Genomic DNA, 6,860 nt, shown 5'->3' with positions numbered 1-6,860 from the left:
TTGCTTCAATTAAAACAAACCTTTCCATTAATTCCGCCTGCTCAGAAGATAAATTCATCGCTTTCCTTCGTGTACGGGGAAATCCATTTGTTATAGAATCCAACACCTTCTTGTGAGGTTTAATCATGTCCAATCGCAAATAACTTTCCGCAATAGCCCCTTTGTTTTTGCTGCTTTTTATTGATGGGATGGGGTTGAGCCTGCTTTTTCCTGTCCTGAACGCCATTATCATTAATAACCATTCTAATTTTCTGCCGGCAGCGACAACGATAGCGACGCGGGATTTTCTGTATGGCCTGACAGTAAGTATTTTCATGACCTGTTGGTTCTTCGGCGCTGCTATTCTGGGTGATCTTTCCGATACCCTTGGCCGAAAAAATGCGCTGTTGCTTTGTTTAATCGGCTCGTTTTTGGATTATTTATTATCAGCTTTTGCTGTCGGCATTCACAGCCTGACGTTCTTGATTCTTGGTCGAGTGATCGCGGGATTTACGGCGGGCAGCCAGCCCATTCCAGAAGCGGCCATTGTGGATGTAAGCTCGGAAGCGTACAAAGCGCGTAATATTGGCTTGATACTTTTGGCAATTTTGTTTGGCTTTATCATCGGCCCCATTATTGGAGGTGTTTTATCGGATAGTCGGTTTGTGAGTTGGTTTGGGTTCTCAACGCCGCTTTATTTTGCTTCGTTGATTTCATTGATTAACGCGTTTTTATTAGGATGGCTGTTTGATGAAACCTTCCAGTGAAGCAAAAAAATTAATATAAAGTTGAAACACCCTGTCGATACTTTTATGTTGGAGTTTAAACATAAAAAAGTTTGGAAATTATCTATTGTTTTGCTTGTAATGATTTATGGATGGAGTAATTTCTTTTCCTTTATTTCAATGTTTGCATTACACCGTTATGGGTTCACACCTTTAAAAATCTCACTCTTATTGGCAGACATGGGTATTGGCTTTAGTATTGGTTTTACTTATTTAGTCGACCGTTTTGTGAAATATTTTCGGTTAAAATCTATTATCACCACTAGTTTTTTTAACTGCTATTTTCATTTTATCAATCATTGTTACTCATCAAGCGATTTATTTATGGGCATTAATGATCACCGTTGGCACGGCTATTCCTGTTGGTTATTCCGCAATCATTACTTTGTTTTCAAATCAGGTGAGTAGAGATGAGCAGGGATGGGTAATGGGCGTCACTGGCGCGATTATAGTGTTGTGGTTCGGCCTAACCTCGTTTTTAACCGCTTATTTAGCAAGCTATGGGGTCAATGTCCCTCTCATTTTAGCGGTAATTGGTATGGCAATGATCGCTATTTTAATGAGCACGATTAACCGCAGTGAAATTGAGTATCAGTCAGATTAAAGAAAGGGTTCTCCTCTTCGGATTTTTCAAAGAAAGATGGAGTGTTAGGATGGGAAAAAGTTGTAACGATATACAATGGTGGGAGCGAATTGAAAACTCCCTGGAGAAAGGATTAGATTAAAAGAGTAAAGGTAAGAAATTAAGTAGGGATTTAGAAACAAACGAGTCAAGATAGCTTGCGTCATTCCCCAATTCTCAGGCCAGCCTAATTGACCCATTAAACCTTTAACATCATTATGTTGATTGCAAATCATGACGCCTTCTATCATGTACGGCCACATTTTTTCATCAGCACTTGTTTTTAATTTTTCAAATAGATGTTTGCCTAAGTAATATTTGTTAACGCCAACAATAGTTAACTTGAAAATTAGCAACCTGAGAGAGATTTTATTTATCTCCTTATATTTGGAAATAAAATGAAAAATAGAAGTAAAAAGTTCGTCTGCTTGACCTGGTGTTAAAGATACTATATTTTTTCTAAATTTTTTATGAAAACCGTTATCTTCTTCAGTAATTTTCTGAGCAGCAATCTTGTCTATTAGAAGTTGGCACAATTCATCATTTCCGATTTTGTTTTGGATAAAATTCTCGGCCTGAGCGTATTTCTTGTGTGTCTATACTAATTGAAAAAACGGCCACTAATTGCGTGGTAATTAAATTCAAATTATAAATTATTTTGATCAGTTTGTAGCCATAATCAAATAGGATTCCAGAGAATTCGATGTTATGCTTCGCGAGGTTTCCGATTATTCGAAGTATCTGACGTACTCTAGAAGAGGTTGCTTGTTGATGATCAATAGCTCTTTTAAAAACCATATCAATTCCTTTGCAGGTTTGGGGCGGGTTATTTATAGGAACGGATTATCATCCCCCCCCCTCGATATAATATTCCTTCTCCATCCAGAGAAGCATTAATAAATAAGCATGGGGGCTGGGAGAGTTGTTCGTTGAAAACGGAATAGTGGTATATCGAAATTCGTTAAGTTTAATCGCTATTTCCAGTCGACTATTGTGAAGTCTAGACTTGATTCCCTTTAATTTTTCTTGAGTGATTTTGCCATCGATTATAGGTATTTCATTTAACTCTGAATATTGAAATCGAGAAAAACTGTTGTTACCTAAATTTAAACTTTCTTTAAAAAAGTTTGGACTTTCATGTACGTATAATATCTAGGCTCCTCCTTAGGCGGTATCAATATTTCTTCGTTTGATTTTCGTAGCGTATCGAATAAGGTCATATAGGAAAAAAGATCAAAACTCCTACCCTGCTGGTGTATTGATTCGAATAAATTTATCGCATTATTTACCTGATTGGCGATACTGTTTAAAGTTATTTTTCTAAATAAAAACAACACCGCATTTAGGATTTCTTTAAAATCATGATAATTCTTATCAAGAAAAGCTTTTATTTCAACTTTTTGAGGAGGCTGTGCGCCTTTTTCTCAGCTAAATTGGAAAATCAAGAGTTGCTCCACTCAATAATAATATTTTTATTTTGTTCCTTTTTAAAAGTGCAAGTCTTAAAAAAGTCGGTTAACGCCTTTTTTGAAAAATTAAAATTATTTTTAGCATTAGAAGCGGGAATCATCGCGGGAAATGTTTGAGTTTTTTCTTCCTTAGCTCGACATGCTTTCCTATACACTTCTTTACTTAATTCATTATCGTGCCTAGCGAATTCTTTGATGAGTTCGTTGATATCCAAAATATCTAGGGTTATATCCGGATTTTCAAGTAATTTTAAGAGTTCGTCACAACTTTTATTTTTGAAGGATTGAAATCGTCCTCTACTATCCTCTACTATTAGAAACGTAGTGACGGGTACCAATACGCACTCCTTTAATAGGCGTGATAACTTCGATTTGTTCATTTTAATCATTATAAAAATACTGGCATCTTAAATAAATACAATTAAATGTGAACAGGTGCGCTAATGCAAAAGTACGGGAGCTATTGATTAAAATTAAGTATTTTTCTTTTTTTGATAAGGTTTTAGGCCTTATTTAAGGTTCTGATAATCTAATTTAAGGAATAAGTTTCAACTCAAATTTCTTCACAACTTAAAAACCCCTCTCCCAACCCTCTCCCCCTTCAGGGGGAGAGGGTAATTGTTTTTAAGTCGGAGGATTATCCCCCTCTCCCGCTTGCGGAAGAGGGGCCAGGGGAGAGGATCTTCACTTTCTCATCGATCGCGTGGTTATTCGAATCCGTATTTTTTTGTGTTACGCTTCGACCAAATAGAAGGAGTTATCCATGAATATCGAGACAATCTGGCAAGGTCAAAATGCTTTAGGTGAAGGGCCGATGTGGCATCCGTATGAAAATGTTTTATATTGGATTGATATTGCAAAGCCGTCGTTACATCGATTAAATCCGGTGACGGGTGATTATCACCAATGGAAAATGCCAGACTTTATCGGCGCCGTAGTACCGCGTGAATCGGGAGGTGTCATAATTACCGTAGGGAACGCTGTTTTTGCTGTTCAGATCCCTTCGGGAAAGATGACGCAATTAGCGGCCATTGAACCCTGGAGCGATGCACTGCGTATGAATGATGGTAAATGCGATCGGCAGGGTCGATTTTGGGTCGGTGTTGCGAATATGGATACTGAAAATCCCAAAGGCAGTTTATATCGTTTAGACCCCGATGGGGCACTCATAAAAATGGAAGAAGGCATTACCATTTCAAATGGTTTAGGTTGGAGTCCCGACAATAAAATTTTTTATTACACGGATGGGTTAAAATACCGTATTTATAAATACGATTTTAATTTGAAAAAAGGCACGATTTCCAACCGCCAAATTTTTGTGCAATTAGAAAAAAGCTCAATTGAACCAGATGGCTTAACGGTGGATATTGAAGGTTATGTGTGGGAAGCTCAATGGGACAGCGGAAAAATTTTCCGCTATGCACCGAATGGGAAAGAGGATAATGTCATCGACATGCCTATTAAACGTCCTACGAGTTGTATTTTTGGCGGCCCAAAGCTGGATCGATTATATGTCACATCCTGTTCACAAGGAATTGCTGAAACCGAACTACTGCCACCACCCGCTGGAGCGATATTTGCTATTAATGTTGGAACTAAGGGACTGCCTGAGCCAGCGTTTAGGGGTTAGGTCTACTCCACCGTCACCGACTTTGCCAGATTACGCGGCTGATCGACATCTGTCCCTTTTAACACTGCGATGTGATAGGCCAATAATTGCAGTGGAATCGTGTATGCAATAGGCGCAGCAAAATCGGGAGTGGGCGGCATTTTTATCAGTGTGGTACCATTTTTTTGTTGCCAATTAATGCGATGATCAACGAAAGCATATAATTCACCGCCGCGCGCTTGGACTTCTTGGATATTAGACGCTAATTTCTCAATCAAATGGTCGTTTGGTGCGACGACAATAACAGGCATGCCTTTATCCACCAAGGCTAATGGTCCGTGTTTTAATTCACCAGCAGGATAAGCTTCGGCGTGCATATAAGAAATTTCTTTGAGTTTTAACGCGCCTTCCAGTGCGATCGGAAACATCGCACCGCGTCCTAAAAATAGTGCGTGCTCTTTATCATTAAATCGTTTGGACAATTGCTTAATTTGACGGTCGAGCTTCAGCATTTTTTGCAACAGCGCAGGAAGTTGTTTTAATTGTGGTAAAATAAAAGTGGATTTGCGAATTAATTTTTGATTATTTTGGCGGAATAAAAAAGTTAATAATAATAGAGCAACTAATTGCGTCGTAAATGTTTTAGTGGCGGCGACACCAATTTCAGCGCCAGCCCGAGTTAAAAAAATCAGGTCTGCTTCACGCGCTAATGAGCTTTGTGGCACATTGCAAATGCCAAGCGTAGCTGCATATCCAGCTTTTTTAGCTTGTCGTAGGGCGGCTAACGTATCAGCCGTTTCTCCAGATTGTGAGAGTGCAACGAACAAGGTATTTGGCTCAACAATTCCTTGGCGATAGCGATTTTCGCTCGCTACTTCCGCTTGACAAGGAATTCCCGCTAAAGCTTCCAACCAATAACGACCTACTAAAGCAGCGTGATAGCTGGTTCCGCACGCAACGAGTTGGATGCGTTGAATTTTTTTAAAAATCGATGCAGCTTGCGAGCCAAACCGTTGTACTGTCAATTGCGCTTTAGCGAAATGATTATTAATCGTATCTAGGACGGCTTGCGGTTGCTCAAAAATTTCTTTTTGCATGTAATGACGATATTTACCTTTACCCGTTGCGTTGTAATCGATTTTCGTAGCGTGAGCCGTGCGTTTTACCGCTTTTTTGTTTTTATCATAAATAGCCACGCTTTTTAAGCCAATTTTGACAATGTCGCCTTCTTCCAAATAAATAAACTGTTGCGTGACGGGCAACAAAGCAAGTTGATCCGAGGCAATGAAATTTTCACCAATTCCTAATCCAATAACCAAAGGATTGCCGCATCGAACAGCATATAAGGTTTCTGGCTCGCGCGTGCTGATAATACCCAGTGCGTAACCACCTTTAAGCAATTTTGTGGCTTGGTGAATGGCTGTTAACAACTCAGGGGTAGATTGTAAATGATAATGAATCAAATGAGCGATGACTTCGGTATCTGTTTCCGACTTAAATTTGTAGCCCGCTTTCGTTAATTTTCGCCGTAGAGCATCGTGATTTTCGATGATACCGTTATGGACAACGGCGATGGTTTTTTCAGAACAGTGTGGATGTGCGTTTTTTTGCGAAGGTTCACCGTGCGTTGCCCAGCGCGTGTGCGCAATACCGGTTTTACCGAGTAACAGTTTTTTTTTGACAGAATCAACCAATGCAGCCACTTTGCCCTTAACCCGAACGCATTGAATTTGATGGGTTTTCGGGTACAGCAACGCCATCCCGGCTGAATCATAGCCGCGATATTCCAAACGATTTAAACCTTCCAACAAAATGTCCGCTACAGGGCGTTCTGCAACGGCTCCTACGATGCCGCACATACCTATTTTCCTTACAGTAAAGAATTGGCGTTTATCTTGGTTGATATCGGCAGAAGAGTCAACGAGTCCGCTTTGACCATTCCAACATTTGAGTCATAATGGTTTAATGAAACGCTATTTAGCTGAAGACAGACACGCGCTCCCCAAAAAACGTTGGAACCGTGCAAAGACCTCTCATCATTTTTAGTTGATGAAGAAGCAGTCTGTCATTTGAAATATTTATTGATTAAAATGATTAGAAGAGAAAGCGCGTCGCTTAGAATACTATCAATCCTAAATTAAATCTCATTCAGACACGCTATCATTTGCGCTTGATTGAACCAAATAGAAAGTAACCTAATGAAAAGTGCCCCTCCTTAAAGAGGGCGTTATAATGCGCCAACATAGAGTTTCTATTTTTAAAAAAAGGAGCAGGGCCATGAAAGATATTAAAATACTTGGTGTTGGTATTTATTGCAAAAGGGGTTTTTCAACTGTGTGGGATTGATGAGTGGGGTAAGGTGATCCACACGAGAGGGGTTAGGCGCTCAATATGTG

Annotated in this window: 4 protein-coding genes and 3 pseudogenes; 5 read left to right on the top strand and 2 right to left on the bottom strand. The window is 39.5% G+C overall.

The genetic code is table 11. The annotated features are described in order from the left end of the window. The first annotated feature begins 167 nt into the window (after window positions 1-167). Both OWO34_RS08085 and OWO34_RS08080 read left to right on the top strand, forming a co-directional pair. Window positions 168-746, top strand: coding sequence for an MFS transporter (locus tag OWO34_RS08085; RefSeq protein WP_267257157.1), 579 nt, complete (start codon window positions 168-170; stop codon window positions 744-746). Window positions 747-1,098: 352 nt separating this feature from the next. Continuing rightward, window positions 1,099-1,368: a hypothetical protein gene (locus OWO34_RS08080; RefSeq protein WP_267257156.1), complete on the top strand. Its 270-nt coding sequence runs from the start codon at window positions 1,099-1,101 to the stop codon at window positions 1,366-1,368. Here the strand turns inward: OWO34_RS08080 and OWO34_RS08075 are convergent. Continuing rightward, window positions 1,334-3,253: pseudogene (locus tag OWO34_RS08075) on the bottom strand (hypothetical protein). The gene OWO34_RS08080 and the pseudogene OWO34_RS08075 sit on opposite strands and share 35 nt — an antisense overlap. 365 nt (window positions 3,254-3,618) lie before the next feature. Here OWO34_RS08075 and OWO34_RS08070 point away from each other — a divergent pair. Continuing rightward, the gene (locus OWO34_RS08070; protein WP_267257155.1) at window positions 3,619-4,485 is read left to right on the top strand and encodes an SMP-30/gluconolactonase/LRE family protein; all 867 of its coding nucleotides are present in this window, start codon (window positions 3,619-3,621) and stop codon (window positions 4,483-4,485) included. Window positions 4,486-4,487: 2 nt separating this feature from the next. Here the strand turns inward: OWO34_RS08070 and glmS are convergent, their stop codons facing one another. After that, a complete protein-coding gene (glmS, locus tag OWO34_RS08065; RefSeq protein ID WP_267257154.1) occupies window positions 4,488-6,323 on the bottom strand; it encodes a glutamine--fructose-6-phosphate transaminase (isomerizing) in 1,836 nt (611 codons plus the stop codon). A 36-nt stretch (window positions 6,324-6,359) separates the two neighbouring features. Here glmS and OWO34_RS09945 point away from each other — a divergent pair. Further along, a pseudogene (locus OWO34_RS09945) lies at window positions 6,360-6,508 on the top strand (ATP-binding protein); the annotation flags it as partial. Window positions 6,509-6,741: 233 nt separating this feature from the next. Then, window positions 6,742-6,860: pseudogene (locus OWO34_RS08060) on the top strand (IS110 family transposase); the annotation flags it as partial.

The organism is Coxiella endosymbiont of Ornithodoros maritimus (assembly GCF_907164965.1).
Classification (GTDB): domain Bacteria; phylum Pseudomonadota; class Gammaproteobacteria; order Coxiellales; family Coxiellaceae; genus Coxiella.
This window is presented reverse-complemented; position numbering and strand designations above follow the sequence as displayed.